The sequence below is a fragment of the Paenibacillus periandrae genome (genome assembly GCF_022458865.1).
GTDB classification, from domain to species: Bacteria; Bacillota; Bacilli; order Paenibacillales; family NBRC-103111; genus Paenibacillus_S; species Paenibacillus_S periandrae.
The window spans coordinates 1-26003 of the sequence record NZ_JAJNMU010000014.1 but is presented as its reverse complement, the minus strand read 5'-3'; the positions used below and the strand labels follow the sequence as shown (position 1 = coordinate 26003).

Annotated in this window: 28 protein-coding genes and 1 riboswitch; of the genes, 22 read left to right on the top strand and 6 right to left on the bottom strand. The window is 47.4% G+C overall.

Annotated elements, in window-relative coordinates:
* Positions 1–10 precede the first annotated feature (10 nt).
* The 8 genes from LRL21_RS23085 (at position 11) to LRL21_RS23050 (ending at position 6069) form a co-directional block, all read left to right on the top strand.
* The gene (locus tag LRL21_RS23085; protein WP_240418158.1) at positions 11–973 is read left to right on the top strand and encodes a glucosamine inositolphosphorylceramide transferase family protein; all 963 of its coding nucleotides are present in this window, start codon (positions 11–13) and stop codon (positions 971–973) included.
* Positions 974–995: 22 nt separating this feature from the next.
* A complete protein-coding gene (locus tag LRL21_RS23080) occupies positions 996–1601 on the top strand; it encodes a sugar transferase (protein WP_275900876.1) in 606 nt (201 codons plus the stop codon).
* Positions 1588–2577: an ATP-grasp domain-containing protein gene (locus LRL21_RS23075; RefSeq protein WP_240418156.1), complete on the top strand. Its 990-nt coding sequence runs from the start codon at positions 1588–1590 to the stop codon at positions 2575–2577. The genes LRL21_RS23080 and LRL21_RS23075 overlap by 14 nt, the downstream gene beginning before the upstream one ends.
* Positions 2567–3256: an HAD family hydrolase gene (locus LRL21_RS23070; protein ID WP_240418155.1), complete on the top strand. Its 690-nt coding sequence runs from the start codon at positions 2567–2569 to the stop codon at positions 3254–3256. Before LRL21_RS23075 ends, LRL21_RS23070 begins: the two co-directional genes overlap by 11 nt.
* Before the next feature lie 44 nt (positions 3257–3300).
* The gene (locus LRL21_RS23065; protein WP_275900864.1) at positions 3301–4473 is read left to right on the top strand and encodes a DegT/DnrJ/EryC1/StrS family aminotransferase; all 1173 of its coding nucleotides are present in this window, start codon (positions 3301–3303) and stop codon (positions 4471–4473) included.
* Positions 4474–4833: 360 nt separating this feature from the next.
* Positions 4834–5172, top strand: coding sequence for a helix-turn-helix domain-containing protein (locus tag LRL21_RS23060; RefSeq protein ID WP_240418153.1), 339 nt, complete (start codon positions 4834–4836; stop codon positions 5170–5172).
* Entirely contained in the window at positions 5156–5569 is a 414-nt protein-coding gene (locus LRL21_RS23055) for a VanZ family protein (protein WP_240418152.1), read from the top strand. Before LRL21_RS23060 ends, LRL21_RS23055 begins: the two co-directional genes overlap by 17 nt.
* Positions 5570–5730: 161 nt before the next feature.
* The gene (locus LRL21_RS23050; RefSeq protein WP_240418151.1) at positions 5731–6069 is read left to right on the top strand and encodes a helix-turn-helix domain-containing protein; all 339 of its coding nucleotides are present in this window, start codon (positions 5731–5733) and stop codon (positions 6067–6069) included.
* Between the two features lie 71 nt (positions 6070–6140).
* On the opposite strand, the gene LRL21_RS23045 is transcribed toward LRL21_RS23050, so the two are convergent.
* Positions 6141–6320: an anti-repressor SinI family protein gene (locus LRL21_RS23045; RefSeq protein WP_240418150.1), complete on the bottom strand. Its 180-nt coding sequence runs from the start codon at positions 6318–6320 to the stop codon at positions 6141–6143.
* A gap of 221 nt (positions 6321–6541) precedes the next feature.
* A riboswitch (cobalamin riboswitch) is annotated at positions 6542–6756 on the top strand.
* A gap of 174 nt (positions 6757–6930) precedes the next feature.
* Here LRL21_RS23045 and cobJ point away from each other — a divergent pair.
* The 11 genes from cobJ to LRL21_RS22990 all read left to right on the top strand — a co-directional run bounded on the left by cobJ (position 6931) and on the right by LRL21_RS22990 (position 19505).
* Complete coding sequence (cobJ, locus tag LRL21_RS23040; RefSeq protein WP_240418149.1) at positions 6931–8820, top strand: precorrin-3B C(17)-methyltransferase; 1890 nt, start codon at positions 6931–6933, stop codon at positions 8818–8820.
* Between the two features lie 423 nt (positions 8821–9243).
* Positions 9244–10344: a sirohydrochlorin chelatase gene (locus LRL21_RS23035; protein WP_240418148.1), complete on the top strand. Its 1101-nt coding sequence runs from the start codon at positions 9244–9246 to the stop codon at positions 10342–10344.
* A 17-nt stretch (positions 10345–10361) separates the two neighbouring features.
* Positions 10362–11135 carry a precorrin-6A reductase gene (gene cobK / locus LRL21_RS23030; protein WP_240418147.1) on the top strand — a complete coding sequence of 258 codons (774 nt, stop codon included), beginning with the start codon at positions 10362–10364 and terminating at the stop codon, positions 11133–11135.
* 5 nt (positions 11136–11140) lie between these two features.
* Positions 11141–11791 (top strand): precorrin-8X methylmutase, encoded by a 651-nt coding sequence (locus LRL21_RS23025; RefSeq protein WP_240418146.1) that lies wholly within the window; start codon positions 11141–11143, stop codon positions 11789–11791.
* 14 nt (positions 11792–11805) lie between these two features.
* Positions 11806–12921, top strand: a complete 1116-nt coding sequence (locus LRL21_RS23020) for a cobalt-precorrin-5B (C(1))-methyltransferase (RefSeq protein ID WP_240418145.1) — start codon at positions 11806–11808, stop codon at positions 12919–12921.
* Positions 12922–13391: 470 nt separating this feature from the next.
* Positions 13392–14690, top strand: a complete 1299-nt coding sequence (gene cbiE, locus LRL21_RS23015; RefSeq protein ID WP_240418144.1) for a precorrin-6y C5,15-methyltransferase (decarboxylating) subunit CbiE — start codon at positions 13392–13394, stop codon at positions 14688–14690.
* Positions 14683–15393, top strand: a complete 711-nt coding sequence (gene cobI / locus LRL21_RS23010; protein WP_076233331.1) for a precorrin-2 C(20)-methyltransferase — start codon at positions 14683–14685, stop codon at positions 15391–15393. Before cbiE ends, cobI begins: the two co-directional genes overlap by 8 nt.
* Entirely contained in the window at positions 15393–16175 is a 783-nt protein-coding gene (gene cobM, locus LRL21_RS23005) for a precorrin-4 C(11)-methyltransferase (RefSeq protein WP_240418143.1), read from the top strand. The genes cobI and cobM overlap by 1 nt, the downstream gene beginning before the upstream one ends.
* Positions 16172–17422, top strand: coding sequence for a cobalt-precorrin 5A hydrolase (locus LRL21_RS23000; protein ID WP_240418142.1), 1251 nt, complete (start codon positions 16172–16174; stop codon positions 17420–17422). The genes cobM and LRL21_RS23000 overlap by 4 nt, the downstream gene beginning before the upstream one ends.
* On the top strand, positions 17412–18902 hold the full coding sequence (locus LRL21_RS22995) for a cobyrinic acid a,c-diamide synthase CobB (protein ID WP_240418141.1): 1491 nt from the start codon (positions 17412–17414) through the stop codon (positions 18900–18902). The genes LRL21_RS23000 and LRL21_RS22995 overlap by 11 nt, the downstream gene beginning before the upstream one ends.
* A 42-nt stretch (positions 18903–18944) precedes the next feature.
* Positions 18945–19505, top strand: coding sequence for a nitroreductase family protein (locus LRL21_RS22990; RefSeq protein ID WP_240418140.1), 561 nt, complete (start codon positions 18945–18947; stop codon positions 19503–19505).
* A gap of 359 nt (positions 19506–19864) precedes the next feature.
* Here the strand turns inward: LRL21_RS22990 and LRL21_RS22985 are convergent, their stop codons facing one another.
* The 4 genes from LRL21_RS22985 to LRL21_RS22970 form a co-directional block, all read right to left on the bottom strand.
* Entirely contained in the window at positions 19865–20326 is a 462-nt protein-coding gene (locus LRL21_RS22985) for a hypothetical protein (RefSeq protein WP_240418139.1), read from the bottom strand.
* Positions 20287–20460: a hypothetical protein gene (locus LRL21_RS22980; protein ID WP_240418138.1), complete on the bottom strand. Its 174-nt coding sequence runs from the start codon at positions 20458–20460 to the stop codon at positions 20287–20289. Before LRL21_RS22980 ends, LRL21_RS22985 begins: the two co-directional genes overlap by 40 nt.
* A gap of 107 nt (positions 20461–20567) precedes the next feature.
* Positions 20568–22085 (bottom strand): DHA2 family efflux MFS transporter permease subunit, encoded by a 1518-nt coding sequence (locus LRL21_RS22975; RefSeq protein WP_240418137.1) that lies wholly within the window; start codon positions 22083–22085, stop codon positions 20568–20570.
* Positions 22078–22626 carry a PadR family transcriptional regulator gene (locus LRL21_RS22970; RefSeq protein ID WP_076233338.1) on the bottom strand — a complete coding sequence of 183 codons (549 nt, stop codon included), beginning with the start codon at positions 22624–22626 and terminating at the stop codon, positions 22078–22080. Before LRL21_RS22970 ends, LRL21_RS22975 begins: the two co-directional genes overlap by 8 nt.
* A gap of 207 nt (positions 22627–22833) precedes the next feature.
* Between LRL21_RS22970 and LRL21_RS22965 the strand changes: the two genes are divergently transcribed.
* The 3 genes from LRL21_RS22965 (at position 22834) to LRL21_RS22955 (ending at position 25844) form a co-directional block, all read left to right on the top strand.
* Positions 22834–23841, top strand: a complete 1008-nt coding sequence (locus LRL21_RS22965; RefSeq protein WP_240418136.1) for an aldose 1-epimerase — start codon at positions 22834–22836, stop codon at positions 23839–23841.
* A gap of 89 nt (positions 23842–23930) precedes the next feature.
* Positions 23931–24914 (top strand): Gfo/Idh/MocA family protein, encoded by a 984-nt coding sequence (locus LRL21_RS22960; protein WP_240418135.1) that lies wholly within the window; start codon positions 23931–23933, stop codon positions 24912–24914.
* Positions 24915–24977: 63 nt separating this feature from the next.
* On the top strand, positions 24978–25844 hold the full coding sequence (locus LRL21_RS22955) for a metal-dependent hydrolase (RefSeq protein ID WP_240418133.1): 867 nt from the start codon (positions 24978–24980) through the stop codon (positions 25842–25844).
* 64 nt (positions 25845–25908) lie between these two features.
* On the opposite strand, the gene LRL21_RS22950 is transcribed toward LRL21_RS22955, so the two are convergent.
* Positions 25909–26003, bottom strand: a 95-nt coding sequence (locus LRL21_RS22950) for an IS3 family transposase (RefSeq protein ID WP_240415445.1), incomplete at its 5' end; no start/stop codon positions are given.

Genomic DNA, 26003 nt, shown 5'->3' with positions numbered 1-26003 from the left:
GGCTGCAAACATGGTGAAGAAGCACATACAAATGATCATGAATTGGCTTTATCTTATTCGCAAAGGAATGATGGTTCAGAAATGGTCAATCGCAGTATTCCATGCCGACGACATTATTGTATCTGCAAAAATATTATATGATATGAATTTGGACATTCCAACATTACAAGCCTCGAATGTCACGGATGTACAAGCTGAATTTGTAGCGGACCCTTTTATAATAAAACATGATTTACAGTTCTTCATGTTTTTTGAAGTAATGAATAAAGCATCGGGACGTGGTGAAATTGCAGTAGCTACGAGCTTGGATGGATCCAAGTGGGATTACCAACAAGTAGTCATGCGTGAACCTTTCCATTTATCTTATCCGCAGATTTTTAAAGTTAAAGATGAAATATTTATGATCCCGGAAACAGCTGAAACGAATCGTGTTTTACTGTATAAAGCCAAACAATTTCCTACCCATTGGGAAAAAGCGTGTGAACTATTGAATGGTCAATTTTTAGATCCTTCCATAGTAGAGTATGCAGGAAGATTGTGGATCTTCGCGGGAACAGCGGAGAGAAACCTGCATTTATTTGTTTCAGAAAACCTGGAGGGGCCTTGGATCGAGCACCCTGCAAGTCCAATTATTAGAAATGATCATAGTATTTCGAGGCCTGGTGGGCGAATTATTGTTTCTGGAGACCATTTGTATAGATATACGCAGGATTGCTATCTGTATTATGGAAGTTCGGTAAAAGTATTTAAAGTGAATGTATTATCAGAATCAGAGTACGAGGAAGAAGAAGTCTCACAGGTTATGAGTGGTACACATAAAGATAGTGATTGGAGAAGAGACGGGATGCACCATATCGACCAGCTTAAAATTAATGATCATCAATGGCTGGTAGCAGTTGATGGCCATATGTTTAAAAAGTCAAATTATTTTGCATGGAAGCTTGACCGTATGATAGCCAAGGCTTTTAGCTAAAATGATCAGGAGCATGATAATGATGAAGCGACTAATTGATTTATTTATTTCTATTTCATTAGTAATATTTGCGTCTTTTTTTATTATTGTACTTGCATGGCTGGTTAGATCAAAATTAGGGTCACCGGTATTGTTTAAACAGCAGCGTCCGGGATTGCATGGCAAACCTTTTTATTTATATAAATTTAGAACAATGACGGATGCGAGGGATGAGGAGGGGAACCTTTTACCCGATGATGTAAGACTGACTCCTTTTGGACAATTTCTCAGAAAATACAGCCTGGATGAATTAATGCAACTAGTTAACGTTATAAAAGGTGATTTAAGTTTAGTCGGACCGAGACCCTTGTTGATGGATTATTTGTCCTTATATACGGAGGAACAAGGCAAAAGGCACAGTGTAAAACCGGGAATGACTGGATGGGCTCAAGTTAATGGTAGAAATGCAATATCATGGGAAGATAAGTTTAAGCTTGATGTTTGGTATGTTGAAAATCAGAGCCTGCTACTTGATTTCAAAATTTTAATTTTAACTGTGTTTAAAGTGCTTAAATCAGATGGGATACAAAACGGTAATCATGCAACGATGCCTATTTTTGAAGGGAGTATGAAAAATGCTAGACAATAAAATGAATATCTTGTTTACCAGCTCCGGAAGAAGAATGTCTCTGTTAAGGGATTTTAAGGAACTGTTCGTTCAAAAGAAAATTAACGGGAAAATCATGACAGCGGACCTTAGAGCAACAGCTCCCACTGCTTTTATAAGTGATACACATTTTATTGTCCCAAGAGTAACGGATCATAATTACATAATGGAATTACTTCGTATATGTCAATTAGGAGATGTGGATATTATCATTCCGCTCATCGACACCGAATTGGTTATCTTTTCGGAGAATCGACATGTTTTTGAAGAAATTGGAGTCAAATTATTAGTTTCAAGTAAGGAATTAAACGAAATTGCAAGTGATAAAACGAAAACATATAAGTTTTTCCAAGATAAAAGTATTCCTACCCCGAAGGTGTACAGTGATGATGAATTACATAAAAAGCAGTATGAATTTCCTTTATTGATCAAACCCTTTGACGGAAGTTCAAGCAAGGGGGTAGTGAAAATCAATAATGAAAAAGAGTTGTATTTTTTCAAAGACTATATTCCTAATGCTATGGTTCAGGAGTATGTGGTTGGACAAGAGTATACGGTTGATGTGATGGTCGATTTTAATGGGAATATTAGAACAATCGTGCCAAGGCTGCGCTTAGAAACGAGGGCAGGAGAAGTTAGTAAAGGAGTTACTAAGAAAGATGATGAAATTATTACCGCAGTACAACATGTAGTCAAGGTCTTGCCTGGAGCGGTGGGATGTATTACTTTGCAATGCTTTAAAAAAGAAAATGGTGATATTACTTTTATTGAAATCAATCCCCGTTTCGGCGGAGGTATTCCACTCTCCATAGAAGCAGGTGCTAATTTTCCGTTATGGGTCATCGAAATGTGTAGTGGTGAGACCTTTGCTGAATGTGATTATAACTGGCGAGAAAATCTCACGATGCTTAGATACGATGAGGCAGTGTTTACCGAAAGTATTCGTCATGGCTATTAATGCGATAGTTTTTGATATGGACGACACCTTGTACGAAGAAAAGGATTATGTGAAAAGCGGTTTTAAAGCTATTGATGATTGGATTAGGAGAGATTTTCAAGTCTCTGGTTTTTATGAAACAGCATTAGAGGTGTTTCACTCAGGCGAAAAAAAATTTATCTTTAATAAAACGCTGAAGAAATTAAATATGAAGATAGATGATAATTTGATTATGAGTATAGTGGATTATTATCGATCCCATGATCCGAATATTCATCTGCTAGACGATGCCAAGTGGGTTTTTGAGAATTTAAACAACATAGTCAAAATTGGCTTGATTTCAGATGGATATTTAGTTGCCCAGGAAAAAAAGGTCCATGCACTTAAGCTCCGTGAGAAATGTCACTCCGTTATTCTTACCGATAAATGGGGAAAGGAATACTGGAAACCCAGTCAAGCAGCCTATGAACAAGCAAGTCGTGAATTACAGCTTCCGCATGATCAATGCGTTTATATCGGGGATAATGTAAAAAAAGATTTTATAACTGCCAAACGGCTGGGTTGGACAACAATCTTTATCGATCGAAAAGAAGGAGTATATGCAGGGGTCACCGTTGAACCGGAATATATGGCACATTATATAATCGATGATTTAAGAAAACTATCTGATCTACCTATGCTCAAGCATATGTTTATTTAATAATACTTGAATTTTCATGTTCTTATTAACTACAGAAAGGTTGAATGTGCATGCACAGTGAATCCAGAATCTATCTTTCCCCTCCGCATATGAGTGGGAATGAGCAGACCTTTATTAAGGAAGCCTTTGAGACCAATTGGATTGCACCGCTTGGACCCAACGTCGACGGTTTTGAGAAGGAGCTTGCCGCTTATGTCGGGACCGACGATGCCGCTGCCGTTATTTCGGGTACGGCTGCCATACACCTGAGTCTTCGCTTGCTGAATGTAACAGCGGGTGATACGGTTTTTTGTTCAACTATGACATTCGTAGCCAGCGCCAATCCGATCGTGTATTTGGGAGCGACGCCTGTATTTATAGATTCCGAGCCTGACACTTGGAATATGTCACCTCAAGCGTTAGAGAACGCCTTGCGAGACGCAGCTAGAGAAGGAAAAATGCCAAAGGCGGTTATCGTCGTTCATTTATATGGTCAATGTGCCCAAATGGACGAAATCATGGCGTTGTGCAATTTGTATCAGATCCCGGTCATTGAGGATGCAGCAGAATCTCTTGGTTCGACATATAAAGGGCGGGCTAGCGGATCCATCGGTAACTATGGGATTTATTCATTCAACGGGAATAAAATCATTACGACTTCAGGGGGAGGCATGCTCGTTTCCAATGATGTGGAGGGATTGAAGCAGGCGCGTTTTTTGGCCACCCAGGCGCGTGATCAGGCTGTCCATTATCAGCATAGCCAGACCGGGTATAACTACCGAATGAGCAATGTGCTGGCAGGAATGGGAAGAGCTCAGCTGGGAGTTCTCGAAGAGAGGGTTCAAGCACGAAGAACCATTTTCAATCGATATGAGCAAGAGTTATCTCGGCTGCCGGGAGCAGGATTTATTCCTGAGCTGGCTAATACCCGATCGAATCGTTGGCTGACCGTTTTTACGGTTGATGAGAAAGAAGCTGGCGTGTCCCTAGATGCATTGCTGGAAGCCCTAGCCTTGGATAATATCGAAGCTCGTCCAGTTTGGAAGCCGCTTCATCTGCAGCCTCTTTTTGCGGGTGTAAAGCTTTACCCTCACAGCGAGAGTCGAGTAGTTTCCGAGCATTTATTTAAAAAAGGAATTTGCCTTCCCAGCGGGTCTGCATTGACTGAAAATGATCAGGAGAGGGTATTGGATTGTATTAAAAGGTGCTTTGTAATAAAAGCAAGCAATATTGCCTGAACAAGCCTGTGACCCAAACCATTAACTGATTTTCTGGGCATGATGCCGGAGCCTCGTATAAAATTGATTTTTCATTTTAGAGTCAAGACAATCCCTGTAGAGGATAAAATTGTACGTATACAAAGTCTTATGATAAGTGAAAGCAGCCTTTTTCAATAATACCTTCATAAGCGAGTACATAACATGACCCCCTCGTTCAATATTTATGTACTATTATACGGGTGTATTCAGTTTAAAGCTACAGTGTGAATAGCGGAGGAGGTGGTTGGAAGGGACCCTATGTTCTCAAGAACGATTGGTTGCATTGGTGGTTGAAGCAATCCTAAATCTTGCCAAAAGTGTCACTTTGGAGTGATGTACATGATCGGTAACAATATCTCTGCTATTCGGAAACAAAGAGGGTACACATTATCTGAGCTTTCAGAGAGGACAGGTGTATCCAAATCCTATTTGAGCTGTATCGAAAGAAATCTTCAACAAAATCCATCCATTCATGTCATGGAAAAAATAGCCTCTGTCTTAAAGGTTGATCTCAAGAGGCTGCTGCTTATTACCGGTGACGCGGAAAAAAAGCAGATTGAAAAAGAGTGGATGGATTTTATTTATGATTTGAGAAAATCAGGTATTAATAAGGAACAGATTCATGAATACAAAATCATTATTGAGTTTATGAAATGGCACAATGACAAAAACAAGTAAAACGATAAAGCCTTGGTTGTGGCGGATCGTATTGGTGGTTTCTTTGGGAGTTATTTTTTGGTTAGCCGTTTTTCAGACCTTTACCGGAGAGCACACCAAGGATATCATTCAGCATATATCGGGTATGACTGAAAATCATGCATATGCAATGAATGTAATAGTTCGCAAATCTGCACATATCCTGATCTATGGACTACTGGGAGTATTGCTGTATATAGTTATCAGACATCATTCAATAACTTACGCGTGGTTAGGTGCTACCCTGATCGCTGCACTGGATGAATGGCATCAATCCTTTGTACCTGATCGGACTCCATTAGCTCAGGATGTCATCCTTGATTCATTATCAGCGTTCTTATTTGTATTGCTTTTTGTGTATATCAAAAGACGACGATAATTGTGTTGGTGCGACTGTACGACAAATAGCCCCCTCCGGGGCTTTTTTGTATACAATGCTGGGAGCTCGTACGAAAAGTAAGTTTGTTCTTTAAAGAGAATTTTGATATACTGTAGTCACTAAGTTATCTGAATTCATCAAGTGAAGAGGGAAGATTCAGAATGATAGGTAAACGTGTCCAGCAGCTTAGAAAAGAAAAGGGAATGTCTCTGACGGAGCTGGCCGAACGTGCGGGCGTTGCTAAATCATATATAAGTAAATTAGAACGTGATATTCAGAAGAATCCTTCCATTGAGTTTCTTGAAAAAATTGCGGCTGTATTAAACGTGACGGTAAACAGACTTATTGATTCCGAGGAACCAGCTGCAAATGACAATGAGTTTGATCAGGAGTGGTATGACATTATTAAAGACGCGATGTCATCAGGGGTGGACAAGAAACGGTTTCGAGAGTATTTGGAGTATAACAAATGGGTAATGAACCGACCTAACGAAGACTAGCTTTGTGACTTTTTGTATCGGACACTTCATTAGGTATCCCCCAGTAAATATATAACCACTCGTCTCGTATTTCACTTAAGTGCATAATGATCATTTTCAGCAGTCATATTCAGATGCGGCACAGGCTGCTCGGGGCTTGTCAGGAATGCGCGAATGTCGCACGGATTAAGCCCCAACTTACGAGCACTCATAATAAGATCCACCCATTCCACATCAAGCAACTCAAGCTCCACTCGGTTCGTGCTACTCACAGGTAACCCCTCCTAAATAAATGAATGCATTTGGATACAATATGTATCATTAAATGTATTATTGCATGTTTATTTTGCGAAATCAATCACGATTATTAGTTTTTATACAAAATGTATCATATTTAACATTTTTGATGGAGCTGAAACGGTTTGGTACCGTGAGGGTGAACTTCGAACATAGACAAAGCTTCCTTACGGGTGATATGATGAAACCAGACAATTGTATACGTGATAAAATAGGTGCGAGTGTTGAAAAATCTCATTCGCTTAAAAGGGAAGCCGGTTCAAATCCGGCACGGACCCGCCACTGTAGAGAACGCCAATCAAGATTGGCAAATGCCTGAAAGAAGAGTCCACTGAAGCCGCACAAGTGCTTTGGGAAGGAATCGGGCACGCTGTTCTGAGTCAGGAAACCTGCCTGTTTAAACAACACTGTTAACCTACGTGGATTTAGGCAAGTGTTAGAGACTGGCTTACTTACAGAGGTAAAGGGCAGAGAGCCTGTTGTGGCTACCCTGTATGTATGTGATGCAACAGCATTTCTAACACATTGGAAGTGCTTTTTTTGTTGTCATTTTATGGATGTGGATAGGGAAAGGATGTGCAGCTTGTGGCAGGGAAATTGCTGATTGTCGGTTTTGGCCCCGGCAGCTTTGAACATATAACGAAACGGGCTCGTGAAGCGCTCCAGGAGAGCGATGTAATTATCGGCTATAACACCTACGTGGACTTGATCAGCGGGTTGCTGAACGATCAGCAAATTGTAAGAACGGGTATGACCGAGGAAGTAAGCCGTGCCCAAGAGGCAGTACGGCAGGCCGAAGCAGGGAAAAAGGTTGCTGTCATTTCGAGCGGTGACGCTGGCGTATACGGGATGGCGGGTCTTGTATACGAAGTATTGATGGAAAAGGGCTGGCATCCGGAGAGTGGCGTGGAGGTTGAGATTATTCCCGGTATTTCGGCGATTAACTCATCGGCTTCACTGCTGGGCGCACCGATTATGCATGACTCTTGTACAATCAGTCTAAGCGACCATTTGACGCCCTGGGAGTTAATTGAACGGCGGGTTGAAGCGGCTGGACAGGCGGACTTCGTTATCGCCTTGTACAATCCGCGCAGCGGCAGACGGACCCGGCAAATTGTGGAGACACAGCGGATACTGCTGAAGTATCGTTCGCCGGAAACACCGGTCGGCATAGTAAAAAGCGCTTATCGGGATCGTCAGCATATCGTACTGACGAACCTGCGGGATATGCTGGATCACGATATCGGCATGCTGACTACGGTTATCATCGGCAATTCGTCAACAATGGTCTATGACGGATTGATGATTACGCCCCGTGGCTACCAGCGTAAGTACACGCTGGGTGCCGATGTGCAACCACTGCGGCCGCATCAGCGGCTGCGGCAGGAAGCCGAGCCTTGGGCGCTGGAGCAGCTGCCTGAGGAAGCGAATGACGAGTACGAGGATGAATGGGAATCCGAAGAAGAAGGTGGCTCCCTGATTGAGGATATAGACGATGAAGAATGGGATGACGAGGAGGATGAGCGCATCCCGAACGGTGGGACGACGTCAGCGGCAATCCGCCAGCCTGGTACCTCGTTAGCGAGCTCTGTATCACCAAGCCCGGGAACAACAGGCACACCGAAGCTGGCAGGTGTCTTCACTGCTGTTGGGCCGAGTGCTGCAGCAGTTGCTGAACGGCAGGTCAGCGCAGATCCGCTGCTGTTGGCTATGGAGGCACTGCAGCTTGTAGATCGAAGGAACGGAGTGGCAGTAGTCAACACGTTGGCGGCACCATCTGTGGTGACTGCAGCACCTGCTGCAGTCACAGCAGGTTTGTTCAGGCAGCAGTCGATCTTTGAGCTGGCTGTCAGCCCAGGCGTGGCCAACAAGCAGTTTACGGCGAAGCAGATGCTGACTTTGGCAGCTGTTGTTGGCGACAAGGGATCGATGGAATATACACCACATCATCAACTGATCCTGCGTGTACCTACAGACAATCCAGCTGAAATTACGGAAAAGCTTAGCATGGAGGGATTTTTGCTGGCTCCGATTGGTGATGTCGCACAGGTAAAGGCTTGCGATTTTTGCAATGGCGAGAAGGGCGAGTCTATTCCCTATGCTGAGGAGCTGCAGGCGAAGCTCGGTGGGCTGGGCGTTCCCAAAGAAATGCGAATCGGCTTCAATGGCTGCGGGATGGCCTGCTATGGTGCCGTCAACGAGGACATCGGAATCGTCTACCGCAGGGAGAAGTTCGACTTGTTCCTGGGCGGTAAAACCGTAGGTCGCAATGTTCACCCGGCTCAGCCGGTTGCTGAAGGGATCAAGCCTGAGGATTTGGTCACAACGATTGAAAATATTATGCACCGATACGTAACCGAAGGTCATCCAAATGAAAGATTCCATAAGTTTTTTAAAAGAGTCAAGGAGCTTGAAGGCTACCGTCATCAAGATTTGCCTGTCTTTACTATAGAAAATGCAATTTGCGGAGATTAGGAGCTTTTAGAATGGATAGGCCATACGAATATGAGGCTTGTAACGATGCAAAACATCGTATGGCCGAATGAATCAAAGCTACAGGCAGCTGCAACGATGTAAAACATCGTTAGGGAGAGCTATTGCATTCACTTTGCTCGATTGTTTAGTTCTAGCGATGTTTTACATCGTACCCGTTACTTTTCGTATGAAAGTTGCTGCTGTTATGATGTTTTATATCGGATCAGACGCTTATTTTGAGAGAGATGCTTCTATATAAGAAGTTTTGCATAACAGCCGCTTCGGTAAGATGGTGTTTAGGTATTTAAAAAATAGTTTTTCCAAGTGATATGAAGCTTTCGTTTTATGAAGTTAGTTTTGATTATGAAACACAGTTAGAGCTTACGATGCAGTTTTCCTCGGAAAACTATAAGGAGGTAACCCATGAACGCTGTATTATTTGTAGGGCATGGTAGTAAAGATGCCGAGGGTAATGAAGAAATCAGACAATTTGTTGGCGCGATTGCGAAGGAGCTTCAAGGGCCGCTCGTTGAAACGTGCTTTTTGGAGTTCGAGAAGCCGAACATTCGTCAGGGAATTGATCAATGTGTAGCCAAGGGTGCGACGCAGATCGCTGTGGTGCCTATTACTTTATTTTCTGCTGGACATGCCAAGATTCATATTCCTGCAGCTATTGACGAGGCTAAGCTGCGTCACCCGTCAATTCGTTTCAATTATGGCAGGCCGATAGGTGTGCATGAGCAGGTTTTGGACATTCTTACATCACGACTGGGAGCGGCCGGAATCACGGAAGCTACCTTGCAGGAGCAAGGACAGGAACTGGAAGAAACGGCCATATTGGTCGTGGGACGAGGCAGCAGCGATGCTGACGCTAACAGCGATCTGTTCAAAATCTCCCGGTTATTTTGGGAAAAGCTGAAGGTAAAATGGGTAGAAACGGCGTTCATTGGTGTAACCGCTCCTTTGCTGGAAGAGGGGATGGAACGATGTTTGAAGCTCGGCGCCCGCAAGGTCATTATACTTCCCTACTTTTTATTCACGGGCGTTCTGATCAAACGGATGGAGAGCATGCTGGAAACCTTTGAAGAACGTTACCCCGAGCATCAATTTTCATTAGCCGATTACTTTGGATTTCATCCGAAGCTGCGGCAAATTTTGATAGAACGTGCAACGGAAGCTTTGCAGGGCGAAGCCAAAATGAACTGTGATATGTGCCAGTACCGGATCGCCGCGATGGAGCATATCGATCACCACCACCATGATCATGACGATCATCATCATCACGGACACGATCATCATCATGACCACGACCACGATCATCATCATGGGCACGATCATGATCATACTCACGATCATAAACATACAGATGGACATGATCACCATGATCACGACCACCACCATGACGATCACCACCACCACGATCATCCTCATGTCCATAATGAGACTGACCACGATCATTCGCATGACGAAGATCATGGCAACCCTAAACAGCCTGTCAACAACAAGACTGTTGCATCATCCTAATAGAAGGGGGCGTAACGATGATATTAGTAATGGCCGGAACCAGCGACGCAAGAGAGCTTGCTGCGTCCATTCAGCAGACGGGTTATGACCTGCTTACTACTGTAGTAACAGACAGCGCTGCGCAATCGATGGAGAATGCCGGACTGCCTGTAATGGTAGGCCGGTTAACTGCCGAGCAGTTAGCTGCATTAGTCAAGGAGCGCAGTATTCGTACGATTGTAGATGCTACGCATCCTTTTGCCGAGGAAGCCTCGAAGAACGCAATTACCGCTGCCCGCGAAACGGACGTGCCTTATATTCGTTATGAACGGGATCGGCTTACTTTTGATGGCAATCCGCTGATTACCTATGCTGATGACTACGAGCAGGCAGCAGAGATAGCCGCGGCCAAGCAGGGTGTCATTATGCTGACAACGGGCAGCAAGACACTGCATATTTTTGCCAAACGATTGTTGAATGAGCCAAATACGACCTTGGTAGCGCGGATGCTTCCCCGTCGAGATAACATGGAGAAGTGCGAAGAGCTTGGACTGCTGCAAAAAAATATTGTCGCGATGCAAGGACCCTTTTCCAAAGCTTTAAATACGGCACTATATGAGCATTATAAAGTCACGCTGATGATCACCAAGGAGAGCGGCAAGGTAGGAGCTGTCGATGAGAAGCTGGAATCGGCGCTGGAGCTTGGTATTGAAACGATCATGATTGGACGGCCAGAGGTTGAGTATGGGGTACATTTCAGTGATTTTGAAGATGTGATCAAGAAGCTGAACGAACTATTGAAGGGGGAATAAGCAGGATGGATTTTAAAACGGAATTTAAACCATTGACGGTACAGCCGCAGGAGATTGAGGAACGCAGCTTTGAAATGATCACGGAGGAGCTTGGCGAGCATCCTTTTACAGAGGAGCAGTATCCGGTTGTGCAGCGTGTTATTCATGCCTCTGCGGATTTTGAGCTAGGACGCAGCCTTGTTTTCCATAGAGATGCCATTACAGCGGGAATTCGTGCTATTCGCGAAGGAAGACCTGTCGTTGCCGACGTACAAATGGTACAGGTTGGCATCAGCAAGCCGAGAATTGCCAAATTTGGCGGTGACGTGCGTGTGTATATTTCTGATCCTGATGTGATGGAGGAAGCGAAGCGTTTGAATACGACACGTGCGATTATTTCGATCCGTAAGGCGATTCTTGAAGCGGAGGGTGCCATCTATGCAATTGGGAATGCACCTACGGCATTGCTGGAGCTTATTCGACTTGTCAAAGAGGGTGCTGCCAAGCCGGGTCTTATCGTAGGTGTACCGGTCGGCTTCGTATCGGCTGCGGAATCGAAGGATGAATTGGCGAAGCTGGATATTCCGTTTATTACAAATATTGGACGTAAAGGCGGCAGTCCGGTAGCGGTGGCAACGGTGAATGCGATCTCGCTGATGGCTGAACGGCTGGGCTAGGTCACACTATGGCGATGGACAAGTCCGGGAGCAAGGAAGCACAAGAAGCCAAGCCACTGCGCCATGGATACACGACAGGCTCTAACGCGGCGGCGGCGGCGAAAGCCGCTCTAACGGCGCTAATCACGCAGGACGAGCAGACGGAAGCTACGATTCATTTGCCTATCGGTCAAGATGTGACATTCACGATAGTACGCTGCGAATTTACGTTAGAGCGAGCGGAAACCGAGGTGATCAAGGATGGCGGGGATGACCCGGATGCGACTCATGGAGCGCGGATTATTGCTGAGGTTACGTGGCGGGACGAGAGCGGTATTGAGCTTGATGGCGGTATTGGCGTCGGACGTGTTACGAAGCCTGGCTTGCCGGTTGAGGTTGGAGAGGCGGCCATCAACCCGGTTCCTCGCAAAATGATTCGTCAGGCAGCAAACGATGTGCTGAAACAGTTCGAGCTGGACCGTGGTGTACGAGTCGTTATATCAGTCCCGGACGGCGAGGAAATCGCCAAAAAGACTTTGAACGGCAGGCTTGGCATCATCGGTGGTATCTCTATCCTCGGTACGCGGGGGACAGTGGTACCTTTTTCTACAGCCGCCTATAAAGCGAGTGTGGCTCAGGCTATTCGGGTCGCTGTCAAATGCGGCTGCGAGCATATCGTGCTATCGACAGGCGGACGGACGGAGAAGTATGGCATTGATATGTATCCCGAGCTACCTGAGGAAGCTTTTGTAGAAATGGGTGATTTTGTCGGATTTGCCCTGCTGCATTGCAAGCGACAAGGCATTAAGCGCGTAACGATGGTTGGAATGATGGGCAAATTTTCCAAAATCGCGCAGGGTGTGATGATGGTGCACAGCAAAAGCGCACCGATAGATTTTGGTTTTCTCGCCAAGGTTGCTCTGGAGGCCGGAGCCACGGAGGAGCAGGCAGAAATGATTCGGGGAGCAAACACAGCAGCCTTGGTCGGGGACTGGATGCAGGAGTGGGGATACCCTGGTTTTTTTGAGCTATTGAGCAGCTACTGCTGTGACATGGGCTTGAAAGAAGTGGGGGGCGGTATGGAGCTGGATACCGTAATTATTTCGATGAAGGCTGTATTGCTGGGCAGTTCGCGGAGAAAAAGTGAATAAGTGCCGCTGCACGACCGAAGTATTCTTCCGATCACTGTTGTTCCCGAATTTTTCTGATTGTATAAGACATGTAATGGTTAAAATTCGGGAACAAAGGTGAACGCTGACGCTTCTCCAGAACACCACGGTCACTCCGCTCTGTATTCACCGGGTTTTTAAAAATAGAAAGAACATGCGTTTTCCATAAGATTATGGTTACGTAATGTTTTCAAGAAGACGATAAGCGATTTCAAGCGTTCCTCTGGAACGCTCTAAAGTCCGATGAATATAGAGCGGAGTGGGCGGAATCGTTCTGTAGAAGCGAAGCGCTCGCCTTTGTCTCTGGATTTCTACCGCTAAATGTCTTATACCATCAAGAAATCTGGAGACAACAGCGATCGGAGGAATGATCCGCACGCGAAGCGGGACCTATTCATCCGTACTTTTAAGAAGTCAGCGTTGCAGAAGCAACGCTTTAAGGAGACTAAACCATGAGCGGACAACAACCGCATGTACAAATAAAGAAGCCCAAAGTGATCGGCATAGGGGATAACGGAAGGGATAGCCTGTTGCCCCTGTATGCAGATTGGATCGACAGCAGTGAGCTGCTGGTTGGTGGTGAGCGTCAGCTGCAATTTTTTCCTGATCATCAGGGAGAGCAGCTGATTATTAAAGGTGGTTTGAGTGAGCTGGCAGCCCGTTTGAAGGCAGAGTCGGAGCAGGGACGCAGTGTCGTGGTGCTGGCCTCGGGCGATCCGCTTTTTTACGGGATTGGCGGGTATTTGAGCTCCAAGCTGGCGGTTGAGGTGTATCCGAATCTGAGCTCGATCCAGCTTGCTTTTGCACGAATGGGAGAGAGCTGGCAGGATGCCGAGGTTGTGAGCGTTCACGGTCGGAGTATAAAGGGCTTGGCTCAACGCATCGACGGCAAGAAGAAGGTAGCGCTGCTCACGGATGAAACAAACAGCCCGCAGGAGATTGCCCGTTATTTGCTCGCTTTTGGTATGACCGAATATCGTGTGTTTGTTGCGGAAAACCTGGACGGACCGAGCGAACGTACTGGCTGGTATGAGCTGCAGGAATTGGCTGAGCAGGCGACGGAAGCTTTTTCGCCACTCAATGTCGTTATTTTACGTCAAAGACCAGGTATTTCCAGCGTAGAGTTGCCTCAGTGGCCGTTTGGTATTGACGATGAGCTGTTTGCTCAGCGCAAGCCGGATAAGGGTCTGATCACCAAGAAGGAAATCCGGGTTCTGAGTCTTGCCCAGATGGGGCTTCGGTCTGACAGCATTGTCTGGGATATTGGAACGTGTACCGGCTCGGTAGCGATTGAAGCAGCACGCATTGCCAGACAAGGCGCGGTGTATGCCATTGAAAAGAATGAAGCGGATCTAGCCAACTGCCTGGAAAATATGACGCGTTTTCGCGCTGATCTAACAGCTATTCAGGGGCGCGCACCACAAGGCTTGGAGACTTTTGCCGATCCTGATGCGGTGTTCATAGGAGGCAGCGGCGGTGAAATGAAAGAGCTGCTGCATGTGTGCTGCACACGACTGCGGCCTGGTGGCAGAATCGTGCTTAATGCGGTGACGATTGAAAACTTATATGAGGCTAACCGAACATTTGCCGAGGAAGGTTTTGCTACGAATATTACTTTGGCACAAATTTCACGGAGCAAGCCGATTTTGGATATGACCCGATTTGAGGGACTTAACCCTGTTTATATTATAACGGCCCGGCATCAAGAGCCGGAGAGTGCAGCAGTAAAGGAGACGAAGGCAGTTGAGTAACTTAGGTATTTTGTATGGCTTGGGTGTTGGGCCCGGTGACCCGGAGCTGATTACGGTAAAGGCTTTCCGGCTTCTGAAGGAATCACCGGTTATCGCATATCCGCGCAAAAAGCGGGGAGCCAAGAGCTACGCCTTAGCCATTACAGAGCTTTATGTCAACACGGAAGAGAAAATTATGGTTCCGCTGATCTTTCCAATGACGAGAGACCGCGATGCTTTGGAGCTGCAATGGAATAAAACCGTGGATGCGGTATGGCAGCATTTGGAGCAGGGCAAGGATGTTGCTTTTGTCACTGAGGGTGATCCGATGATTTACAGTACATTTATTCATTTGATGAGGTTAATGGCGGAGCGACACCCGGAGGTGAAGATCGTATCCATTCCGGGCATCTCCTCGGTGAATGCATCAGCCTCACGACTGGGGCTGCCGATGGCGGATGGTGATGAGAAAATCGCGATTGTTCCGGCTACAGATGACTACGATAAAATGCGGTATGCAATCGAATCCCATGATTGTATCGTATTTATCAAGGTGGCCAAGGTGATTGATCTGATGCTGCGTGTGCTGGGTGATCTTGGTTTGGTTGATAAGGCATCCGTGCTGACGAAAGTAACCTCCTCGGAAGAAATGATTTGGCGGGATATTCGCGTGCTGGAAGGCCGTGAACTGGAATACTTAACATTAATGGTGGTGAGAAAATAATGGATAAAATCTATATTATTGGAGCCGGTCCCGGCGACCCGGACTTGATTACGGTTAAAGGCTTACGTTTGCTGCAGGAGGCCGATGTTGTTCTTTATACAGATTCATTGGTTAATGAAGACCTGATTGCCAAGGCGAAGCCGGAAGCGGAGATTTTGAAAAGCGCGGGTATGGACCTTAAGGAAATGGTCGATATCATGGTGGATCGCGTACGTCAGGGTAAAATGGTTGCCCGTGTACATACGGGTGACCCTGCCGTGTTCGGGGCGATTATGGAGCAGATTGCTCTGCTCAAAAAAGAAGGCGTCGGTTACGAGGTCATTCCCGGTGTCAGCTCTGTATTCGCCTCGGCCGCGGCGATTGGTGCCGAGCTGACGATTCCCGAGCTGACGCAGACACTGATTCTCACACGTGCGGAAGGCAGGACGCCTGTACCTGAATTGGAAAAGCTTAAAGACCTGGCGGCCCATCACTGCACGCTTGCCTTATTCCTTAGTGCCACATTGGTCAAAAAAGTCGTCGGTGATCTGCTGGAAGCTGGCTGGAGCGAGGATACGCCGGTTGCGGTTGTGCAGCGTGCCACTTGGCCTGATCAGCTCATCGTGCGTACGACAATCGCCAATCTGGAGCAGGACATGCGTGCGCATGGGATTCGTTCCCATGCAATGATTTTGGCCGGCTGGGCGCTGGACCCGGATATTCATAGCAATGAAGAATATCGCTCCAAGCTGTATGACAAGGAATTCACGCATCGTTTCCGCAGAGGAGTGAAGCCCTCATGATCAGCTTAGTCGAGGGTCAATTTCCACAGATTGAGCAAAATGGCGATTACGCGATTGTAGCTATTACGAAGCACGGTGTCGAGCTTGCCCGCAAGCTGCAGCAATCATTTTCTCATTCGGATTTGTATTATATGTCCAAGTTTGCTCGCGGCGACGAAGCGGAGCTCGGTATTCAGCTGTTCGAGGGCAGTGTAAGAATGCTGTTCCCTGCTTTATTTCCTGCTTATAAAGGCATCATCACGATCATTTCCTTGGGTGCTGTGGTTCGAATGATAGCCCCCTTGCTGGTTGATAAAAAATCAGATCCCGGCATTGTCGTCATCGATGATAAAGGAGAGCACGTAATCAGCATGCTATCCGGTCACTTGGGCGGTGCGAATGAGCTGACCCGCGAGGTCGCTGCGGCTATCGGTGCCAGAGCTGTTATTACAACTGCCTCCGATGTGCAAAAAACGATAGCCGTGGATCTATTCGGCCGCCGCTTCGGCTGGGTTTGGGAATCCGCGGCGAAGCTGACTCCGGTCAGCGCCTCAGTCGTTAACGAGGAGCAGGTTGCCGTCGTGCAAGAGTCCGGTGAGCCGGGCTGGTGGCTGCATGATTCTCCCCTGCCTGCGACCATACGAGAGTATAAGTCTGTCGAGGCTGCACTGGCCGCACAGCCGCAGGCAGCGCTTGTTGTCACGCACCGTGTACTGTCTGCAACTGAAGAAGCGATACTAAATAATGGTGTGCTGTATCGTCCGAAGGTGCTTGCACTGGGTATCGGCTGCAACCGCGGCACAGCTGCCGAGGAAATTGAGGCTGTGATCACCGAAACATTGGCCGAATTGCAGTTCTCGATCAAGAGCGTCAAGGCCATCTGCACGATTGATCTGAAAAAGGATGAGGAAGGGCTGCTTGCTGTCACTCACAAGTATAACTGGCCGCTGGTGACCTATACCCCTGAGCAATTAAACGAAATGCATATCGAGGCGCCCTCCGATACCGTACATCGGTTTACTGGCGCATATGGCGTCAGCGAGCCTGCAGCGAAGCTGTACTCAGGAGCATCCAAGCTTGTTCTGACCAAGAAGAAGTCCGGCAACGTGACGATTTCTGTCGGTGTCATCGATTTTGTGAAGCTGGCTGAGAATTCAGCACAGGAGGCTGCTGGGGTTAATGCATCAGATGCTTCAAAAGAGGCGTCCACAGCAGCATCATCGGCAGTGAACAACAATCGAGCAGGGGTACAAGCCGATGGCAGATAGAAAAATCGTAATAGCCGGAACCGGAAGCGGTGTCGGTAAAACTACACTAACCATCGGTTTGATGGCGGCTCTTCGAAATCTCGGTCATCAAGTCCAAGGCTTTAAATGTGGACCTGATTACATCGATCCTACGTTTCATACCGCTGTAACCGGGCGCAATTCACGTAATCTCGACAGCTATATGCTGTCTCACGATACTGTTAAGGAAATTTATACAAGAGCCAGCCATGACGCCGATATTTCGATCATTGAAGGGGTTATGGGGTTCTATGATGGCAAAAACCCGAAAAACAACGAAGGCAGCACCGCCGAGATCAGCATGCTGCTGGATGCGCCTGTTCTGCTGGTCGTGAATTGCCAGAGCATGGCGCGCAGTGCTGCTGCTATCGTCAAAGGCTTTCAGTGTATGGAGCCGCGCGTACGAATTGTCGGTGTGATTGCCAACAGAGTAGGCAGCACTAATCATCACCGGATTGTAAGTGAGGCGATTGAGCAGGAATGTGGCATTCCGGTGCTTGGGTATGTGCTGCGCGACGATCAACTCTCGATGCCCGAGCGCCATCTGGGTCTCGTTCCTTCTATAGAGAGAGGAGAGCTGCAGCCGTTTTTTGACGGCTTGTCCACTTTAATCTCGAGTACCGTCGATGTTCAGCGCATTTGGGAGCTGGCGGAATCTCCGAAAGTTGAGCTCTCAAAGGACAGCCCGCGAATATTTATGCCAGCAGATAGCCTGCCGCAGCCGCAGGTTACGATTGCTGTTGCCAAAGATGCAGCCTTTAACTTTTATTATCAGGAAAATATCGAGCTGCTGGAAGCAAATGGAGCCAAGTGCATCTATTTCTCCCCTCTTGCTGGCGAGTCGCTTCCCGCGGATGTGCATGGTCTGTATCTTGGAGGCGGTTTTCCCGAGGAGTTTGCTGACAAGCTGGCAGCGGATGAAGCCGAGCCTGTACGTCAGTCGATTCGCGAAGCGATCTCCGGTGGGCTGCCTACGCTGGCAGAATGCGGAGGATTCATGTATTTAACGGATTCGATAGGAAATACGAATGGTCAAACCTATCCGATGCTGGGACTGATTCCTGGTACCGTCCGCATGCAAAAAAAGCTCGCTGCTCTTGGTTATCGGGAAATTACCGGCACTGAAGGCAACTTCCTGCTCGGCGCTGCTGATAAGGCCAAAGGCCATGAATTTCATTATTCTACGTTTCAACCCGGAGTGGCGGCAGATATACAAACCGATGACGCACAGTCTCATATCAGCCAGTCACAGAGCATGAAAGAGTCAGTTACCCAGCCAGAGCTGGCGTTGCGCCATGCGTACGTTACCAAGGGACTGCGTGGGACCAAGCCGGAAGGCTATCTGAACGAGCAAGGAAATTTGATCGCCGGATATACACATATTCATTTTGCATCCGAGCCGGCTTTAGCACAGCGGTGGGTAGAACAATGCAAGCAGTATAAGCACAATAAAGCACAATAAAGCACAATAAAGTACAAGCCAACGAGAGGGGAATCATGAATCATGTCTGTTATGGAATTGCTGCGCAAGCGGCGCGCAACCCGAAATGTTCAACCCATTGAAGTCGAAGATGAAAAAATCGATGCTCTGCTCGAAGCTGCGGCCTTAGCGCCTAATGACAGACTGCGCGAGCCTTGGCACTTTTATGTGATCCGCGGTGAAGCCAAGCAGCGTTATGAGGCGCTGGCACTTTCCTATTTGGAGGAGCGTTTTCCGACCAAACCGAAGCTTGTTGAGGAGTCATTGAAGGTACTTACCGCAACCCCGCTCGTCATTGTAGTGACGTCCGATGTAATCCCGAATGATCCTGCATCGTCCAAGGATAATGAATATGCCACAGCCTGCGCCATTCATTCCATGTGGCTTGCCGCAGGGGAGCTGGGACTTGGTTTGGTATGGCGGACTCGTGGGATAGGTCTGGTCCATGACGAACGGATGCATGAGTTTATCGGTTCACCTGAAAATAAAAAGGTTATCGGTACTGTGTTTATTGGATATCCGATTGATGAGCCTGCGGCAACTGCAAGAACACCTCATCGGGATAAAACGACATTTTTACAATAAACGCTTTGTCTAAGTCGAGGCTTAATTAACGTTTGTACGAAAAACGGTCTTGATAAATATGTATGCTTAAAAGTGGTGATACCAGGTTAGGGGTGGCTTACACTGAATGGGGTAAGCTGCCTAATTACCTGATGTTAGATGTTGGTAACGAGTTCGTTTCTTGGGCTTCTGTCACTCCCTTTCATGGGCACACCACCTCAACGCCTATTTGCTTAGCAACCATTTGACGATGTTTATCCAGAAAGGAGGCGTAATGAAATGAAAAAGCAGTGGGTGATCTGGGGGAGTATTGGAGGCGTTGCAATCTTATCAGCTGCTGCCTTGATATTATCAAGCGATAAGATCATATCGGGTGTTGCTCAGATAAACCTGCCGGCCCCTGTAACAGTACCTGTACCAGAGTCCGCGAAGCCATTGCAAGGAGTGCCGTCCACACCCGCTTCACCTGTAGCGCCTTCGAAGACGACAACTGCCCCTGGAACCCAAGCCTTAAAGGCATCAACAAGTTCGACGACAGCACCAAAAGCAGCTCCAACTGAAATCGTCCCGACACAGACAGAAGTGATGACCACATCACCTGAAGTTGCTCCCAAATCGGTACCTAGTGTGTCCTCCAAAGCCCTAGCAGCGGAATCACCCCCGGCTTCAAAGCCAGCCCCGGAACAAGTAACATCCAAAGCACCGGTAGCTGAACCATCCAAAGCCTCTAAAGCTTCCCCGGCATTAAATGAAGTAAAGGCGCCTTCCACAAAAGAAGTCACCTCCACAACAATCACAGCGCCTACGGCTCCTGTGGCTCCAGTAGCGCCAATTGCCCCCATACATGAGCACAAGTAACGGTTGCTAGAATCCGTTCCAGATTTAACGACGCTACTGTAGGTACCCGTCCATCAGGGTTCTGCAATCCGAACTTCAACAGCGACCGGAGCCCCATACCCAGTTCCTTCTCGCGCACAGCTGTATGGGTCTAGATAAGGACCTGGCCTTGGCCAGGTTTTTCTTATGGCAACAGGAAGAAGAAGGCGCTAAGAACTTGTTCTGCTCTCCCAAGGTAAAACCCATTTAAGCCGCCTCTTTAGCGCCTGCTCGCTGTTTCATTTTATCAAATTTGCCCGGACCGGACAGGATTCCTGCCAGAACACCTATTACAGCAAAGATGATGGCAATCATAAACCCGTGATTAATCGCCGTACCGAGTGAGTCACGTAAGAACTCACGAATTTCCTGAGGTATGCTAGCGGCGGCACGGACTAACAATTCGGGATTGGCCAGTGTATCGATTTTATCAGCAGGAATGTGGTGTGCCTCTGATCCATTTCGTATCATCTGTGCAAGCTGATTGTTTACGATAGTGGCAGTCAAGGTCGCTCCGAGTATACCGCCGATATTACGCCAGAAGCCAACAATGGACGAGCTGATACCGATGTAACGAGGGTCGACACTGTATGCAACGGCATTTTGCGCTACACTCATCAAGGGACCAACGGCGCCAAACCCAAGCATCACCATCAAGGAAATCATGTATACAGTAGAGGCATCATGAGCAACCCTGCTGAGCAGAAACGTAACAACGATGCCCATCAGCATGGATACGATGATCAAGGACCGGAAGGAGAAGCGCGTCTGCAGGCCTCCGAATACAACGGCCCCAACCATCAGCGAGAACATCATCGGTGTCAGCAAGCCATTGGAGTTCGTGTTGCCAAGTACAGCTACAGAAAACATAGGCAAATAAGTAATGGCTGAGAACATAATGGCGCCTTGGCATAAGCAAGCAATACTGGTACCGACAATCATGCGGTTGCGAAATAATTGCAGCGGCAGTATCGGTTCTTCGGCTTTTAGCTCGGTAAGGACGAACAGGATCGTGCCGATCACAGCTGTTGCGAATAAACCGATAATTTGCCACGACGCCCAAGGGTAGCTTTTGCCGCCCCATTCCATAGCCAACATCAACGAAATCGTGGAAATGATCAACAGGACGGTCCCGAGATAATCAATCTTGGGCTTACGGTCTGAACGTGACTCCTTCAAAGCGATCAGCAGTACGAGAAAGGACAAAGCACCAAGCGGTACATTGACGTAAAAACACCAACGCCATCCCCAGTAATCCGACAACAGCGTGCCAATCTGTGGACCCGCAACGGAGGAGATGCCAAAGATGCCAGCAAAAACCCCGGAAAGCTTGGCAGCCTGCTTCGGATCAGCGAACATCGTGTAGATGATCGTAAAGCTGATGGGGAAGAGAGCCCCGGAACCGATTCCCTGCAGTGCGCGAAACCAGATTAACTGATCGATATTTTGCGCGAGTCCGCATAATGCGGAGCCGAGAAGAAAAATAGCAATGCCAATTAAATAAAATCGTTTTCGGCCGAATAAGTCGGACATTTTCCCGAACACTAGCATCGTACTGGTAGCCGCCAGCATGTAGGCCGTGAAAACCCAGCTCATTTTATCAAATCCACCGATGTCCTTAATGATGTGGCTGACGGCAGCTGAGGTGATCGTATTATCAAGCGACGCCATCAACAACCCAAGTGCCATAGCCAGTAAAATAAATCCGTTCGTCCGCTTACTCATGTGATGGCGCCTCCATATTGTTGTTAATTGTACGGAGTCGTGCAATACCATCCTGCAGCACCTGGACCTGGCTCCGAATATTGCCGATACCAATCTGGATACATAACTCCTGAGTGGGACTCATTTGGGGGCCCATACGTTCATAATCATTTTCCAAACTGAGCAGCTCCGCCTGTGACCGCTGTAAGGCATTGTTTATCCAACCAGCGACCATTTGTGGATCAGCTAATTCTCCAAAAATAAGACGAACCATGAAATCAGAACGAAGCACATTTTCCTGAATGTCGCTTTCTAAATAGCTCTGGAATTTCATTCTGCCTTGTTCGGTAATCGAATATACATGCTTGTTGGGCTTCCCTTGCTGGACAACGCTCTCCTTCGTAATTAATCCTTCCTTTTCCAGCTTGCCAAGCGTGGGGTAGATTGTGCCGTAGCTCGCATCAAAAAAGTAGGAAAATAAATCCTCAAACTTCTTTTTGATATCGTAGCCGGATTTCGGTTCAACTGCCAAAATTCCAAGTATTACATCTTGACCTGTCATAAACGGTATGCCTCCCTGATAGCTAATAAATGTATTATAAATGCATGATATATATCGAGTCAATATATAAACGCATGATACAAGTATGCTTTTTTGTAAAATAAATAATGAATTGTCCCTGCTGTTCTTTGCGCTGCAGCACATTTTGATAGATAATAGGAAGGGGAATTTTATACCGACAACAGCAAATTTGGGAGGATGATAGGCATGAGTCAAGCTTCAGTTCAAAATGTACAATTTTACGACGAGCCAGCCATTCAATTAAATGCCGGAGGTTATCAGGCAGTTATCGTTCCGGGTCTGGGTGCTAATATGGTTGAACTGAGCCGTCCTGAGGAAGGCTTGAGCTTTTTACGTACTCCTGGCACCATCCAACAGCTTCGCCAATCAGGTCAAAGATACGGGATACCGCCTTTGTTCCCACCCAATCGGATTGAAGGGGGAATTTTCTCCACACCTCATCGCGATTACACATTTCCACTTAATAGTTCGGATGGCAAGGTGTTTATGCATGGTATTCTCCATAAAAGACCATGGCAGATCCAATCATCCGGTGTTCGCGAGGACGGGTCAGTTGAGGTTAGCCTATTGATGAACATGAATCGCGATGGCGACATGTATGCCTATTATCCGCATGAATTTACATATGTATTAACTTATTTCTTATCGGAGCAGGGTCTTGAACAGCAAATCCGGATTACAAATCTGAGCGATGAACCGATGCCATTGGGTGTAGGCTTTCATACTGCACTTAAAGTCCCCTTTCATCAGGAGGGTCAGGAGCTGGACTACACGCTGCGGGTATCCGTCGATAAGCAATGGGAGCTGACTTCGGAGTTTCTGCCTACGGGAGTATTATTACCACTGGACGACATGGACCGGAAGCTGCGTCAAGACGGTATTCGACCTACTGGCGAAGCTTATGCGAGGCATTTGACCGGGGGAACTATCCAGCATAAGGGCTCAGACTTCTACGGAGCGGTTCTCACGGATCAGCAGCGACAAATCAGTCTGGTTTATGAAGTTGACCCAGCCTTTGGGCATTGGACGATATGGAATGATGACGGTGTGAGCGGATTTATTTGTCCAGAGCCTCAGACCTGGGCAATCAATGCGCCTAATATAGCTTTACCGGACGAAGTTACCGGGTTCCAGCTGCTGGCACCTGGTGCCGAATGGACCGCTTCAAGCCGGCTATACGTTGAGCACCAATAAACTCGGTATAATCTTACGTAGCCCGCTGCCGTTGTTTTATAGCCTCGCAGCGGGACTTACTCATCGGATATACAAAGGAGGGAGCGCCGATGACCTTACAAATCGGATTCGTTGGAACCGGGGGATTTACGCGTTTTCATTGCAATCTGTTAAGCAAAATGGAAGGTGTGCAGGTTCGCGCCTTTTGTGCAACCCGCTTGGAAAAAGCAGAGCAGGCTGCGGCTGATTGGAACGGTGCTGTCGGCTACGACTCACTGACACTTATGCTGGATCAACAGAAGCTGGATGCCGTATTCGTATGCGTCCCCCCCATGGCGCACGGAGAGATTGAATATGCGTTGATTGAACGCGGGATCCCCTTTTTGCTTGAAAAGCCGCTCGGTCTGGACCTGTTGCAGCCTGCGGACATAGCCAGTCGTATCCAAGCCAGGCCGCTTATTACCTCAATCGGCTATCATTTCCGTTATATGGATTCTACACAAAGGGCGCTTGAGCTTTTAAAGGATCGAACTGTAGGAATGGCTCTCGGGTATTGGATGGGAAGTATGCCGAAGGTTCCATGGTGGCGCAGACAGGACGGATCAGGTGGTCAATTTATTGAGCAAACCTCGCATATGGTGGATTTGCTGCGTTATACGATGGGCGAGGTCAAGGAAGTATATGCAGCGTACGCCAACCGTGTGATGCATGAGAAGGAAGATGGAGTTACGACACCCGATGTGGGTACTGTAACGCTCAAGCTGGTCAGCGGTGCGGTAGCGACCATATCGAACACCTGCATACTGCCGGGCTCAGGTCCGATTGGGCTGCATGTGTACACGGATCAAGGTGTGCTGGAGCTGTCCGACAAAAGCTTAAAGGAAATCAGTCGAGCGTCTGTATGCGAGTACGCGAATCAGAACAATCCTTATGTTCGTGAGCATGAAGCTTTTTTTCATGCGGTCAGAACAGGAGACAACTCACGTATTTTATCAACCTATGCGGATTCCCTGCGGACGCAGGCTGTAACAACAGCCGCCCTGCATTCGGCCGCATCGGGCCTACCGGTGCGCCTTGATGAATTTAGCGGATAATTCGACAGAGCTTCGGACTCGGGCAAGACTGGCAAGGGAAACGAGAGGAGCAGGCTCTTAAGCATGGACACCATTACACATACATTATTCGGACTCACCTTATATGCAGCAGTGAACAAGGCTGGCTACAGCCGCAATGCAAAGAGAGCATTGTTTGTAACCGCAGTGGGCGGCTCGCAAATCCCGGATATCGATGTGATCTCGGCCTGGTGGGATACGACTGGACGCTACCAAATGTGGCATCGCGGTCTGACTCATTCCATCTTTCTGGTTCCGGTATGGGCAGCACTGCTGGCACTGTTGAATAAACTGTTTTTTAAAACCGGCAGCTGGCAGTTGTTCGGACTCGGACTGCTGGCGGTTTGGATTCATGACACAAGCGATCTGTTCAATGCATGGGGCACAGGGTACCTGGAGCCATTTTCTTCTCAGAGAATCACCTTTGGCACCGTGCCGATCGTTGATGTGACACTATGGGTCATCATGCTGGGCGGTCTGCTGTTCGTGAAGCTTCGCAAGCCAGTGAAATCTTATCGGGTATATCGGATTGTCGGCTTGCTGCTGGCTTGTCATTTTATCATTCAATCTGTGCAAGGCTATGTACTATACGATCAGCATGCGAGTCGCTATGACCAGCTTGCTCTTTCCGCCGGATTTGTGCCCGGACAATTCCAAATCATTGGCAAAAAGGGTGACAAGGTGGAAATCAGCGAGGCTACCGTATTTACTGACCCCAAGCTGCAGATTGCCTTGCAGTCCAGCGAGAATGCCAATCTTGATCGCCTGTTCACTGACAATCCCAAAGCCAGAACCTTATATGAATGGTCACCATTCGTAGTGGTTGTGGACGATGAGCAGCAGCTTGGCATTTATGATCCGCGTTTTTATCGAAATGGGCAATCCTTCCTATTTGAAAATATTCATAAATAAACGCAAAACCGACCACCTCCGAAAGTGCAGGATGAAGTGACCCCAAAAAGTTAGACAATATATATTAGGCTCCCTTATGGGTGTGAATCCGGTATTGTACCGGGCTCATGCCCTTTAGTTTTGCCTTTATGCGTTTGTGGTTGTAATACTGGATATATC

Coding starts and splice junctions, on each gene's coding strand:
- LRL21_RS23085 (WP_240418158.1), top strand. CDS start 11: ATGGTGAAGAAGCACATACAAATGATCATGAATTGGCTTTATCTTATT.
- LRL21_RS23080 (WP_275900876.1), top strand. CDS start 996: ATGAAGCGACTAATTGATTTATTTATTTCTATTTCATTAGTAATATTT.
- LRL21_RS23075 (WP_240418156.1), top strand. CDS start 1,588: ATGCTAGACAATAAAATGAATATCTTGTTTACCAGCTCCGGAAGAAGA.
- LRL21_RS23070 (WP_240418155.1), top strand. CDS start 2,567: ATGGCTATTAATGCGATAGTTTTTGATATGGACGACACCTTGTACGAA.
- LRL21_RS23065 (WP_275900864.1), top strand. CDS start 3,301: ATGTGCATGCACAGTGAATCCAGAATCTATCTTTCCCCTCCGCATATG.
- LRL21_RS23060 (WP_240418153.1), top strand. CDS start 4,834: ATGATCGGTAACAATATCTCTGCTATTCGGAAACAAAGAGGGTACACA.
- LRL21_RS23055 (WP_240418152.1), top strand. CDS start 5,156: ATGACAAAAACAAGTAAAACGATAAAGCCTTGGTTGTGGCGGATCGTA.
- LRL21_RS23050 (WP_240418151.1), top strand. CDS start 5,731: ATGATAGGTAAACGTGTCCAGCAGCTTAGAAAAGAAAAGGGAATGTCT.
- LRL21_RS23035 (WP_240418148.1), top strand. CDS start 9,244: ATGAACGCTGTATTATTTGTAGGGCATGGTAGTAAAGATGCCGAGGGT.
- cobK (WP_240418147.1), top strand. CDS start 10,362: ATGATATTAGTAATGGCCGGAACCAGCGACGCAAGAGAGCTTGCTGCG.
- LRL21_RS23025 (WP_240418146.1), top strand. CDS start 11,141: ATGGATTTTAAAACGGAATTTAAACCATTGACGGTACAGCCGCAGGAG.
- LRL21_RS23020 (WP_240418145.1), top strand. CDS start 11,806: ATGGACAAGTCCGGGAGCAAGGAAGCACAAGAAGCCAAGCCACTGCGC.
- cbiE (WP_240418144.1), top strand. CDS start 13,392: ATGAGCGGACAACAACCGCATGTACAAATAAAGAAGCCCAAAGTGATC.
- cobM (WP_240418143.1), top strand. CDS start 15,393: ATGGATAAAATCTATATTATTGGAGCCGGTCCCGGCGACCCGGACTTG.
- LRL21_RS23000 (WP_240418142.1), top strand. CDS start 16,172: ATGATCAGCTTAGTCGAGGGTCAATTTCCACAGATTGAGCAAAATGGC.
- LRL21_RS22995 (WP_240418141.1), top strand. CDS start 17,412: ATGGCAGATAGAAAAATCGTAATAGCCGGAACCGGAAGCGGTGTCGGT.
- LRL21_RS22990 (WP_240418140.1), top strand. CDS start 18,945: ATGTCTGTTATGGAATTGCTGCGCAAGCGGCGCGCAACCCGAAATGTT.
- LRL21_RS22985 (WP_240418139.1), bottom strand. CDS start 20,326: ATGGGGGCAATTGGCGCTACTGGAGCCACAGGAGCCGTAGGCGCTGTG.
- LRL21_RS22975 (WP_240418137.1), bottom strand. CDS start 22,085: ATGAGTAAGCGGACGAACGGATTTATTTTACTGGCTATGGCACTTGGG.
- LRL21_RS22970 (WP_076233338.1), bottom strand. CDS start 22,626: ATGACAGGTCAAGATGTAATACTTGGAATTTTGGCAGTTGAACCGAAA.
- LRL21_RS22965 (WP_240418136.1), top strand. CDS start 22,834: ATGAGTCAAGCTTCAGTTCAAAATGTACAATTTTACGACGAGCCAGCC.
- LRL21_RS22960 (WP_240418135.1), top strand. CDS start 23,931: ATGACCTTACAAATCGGATTCGTTGGAACCGGGGGATTTACGCGTTTT.
- LRL21_RS22955 (WP_240418133.1), top strand. CDS start 24,978: ATGGACACCATTACACATACATTATTCGGACTCACCTTATATGCAGCA.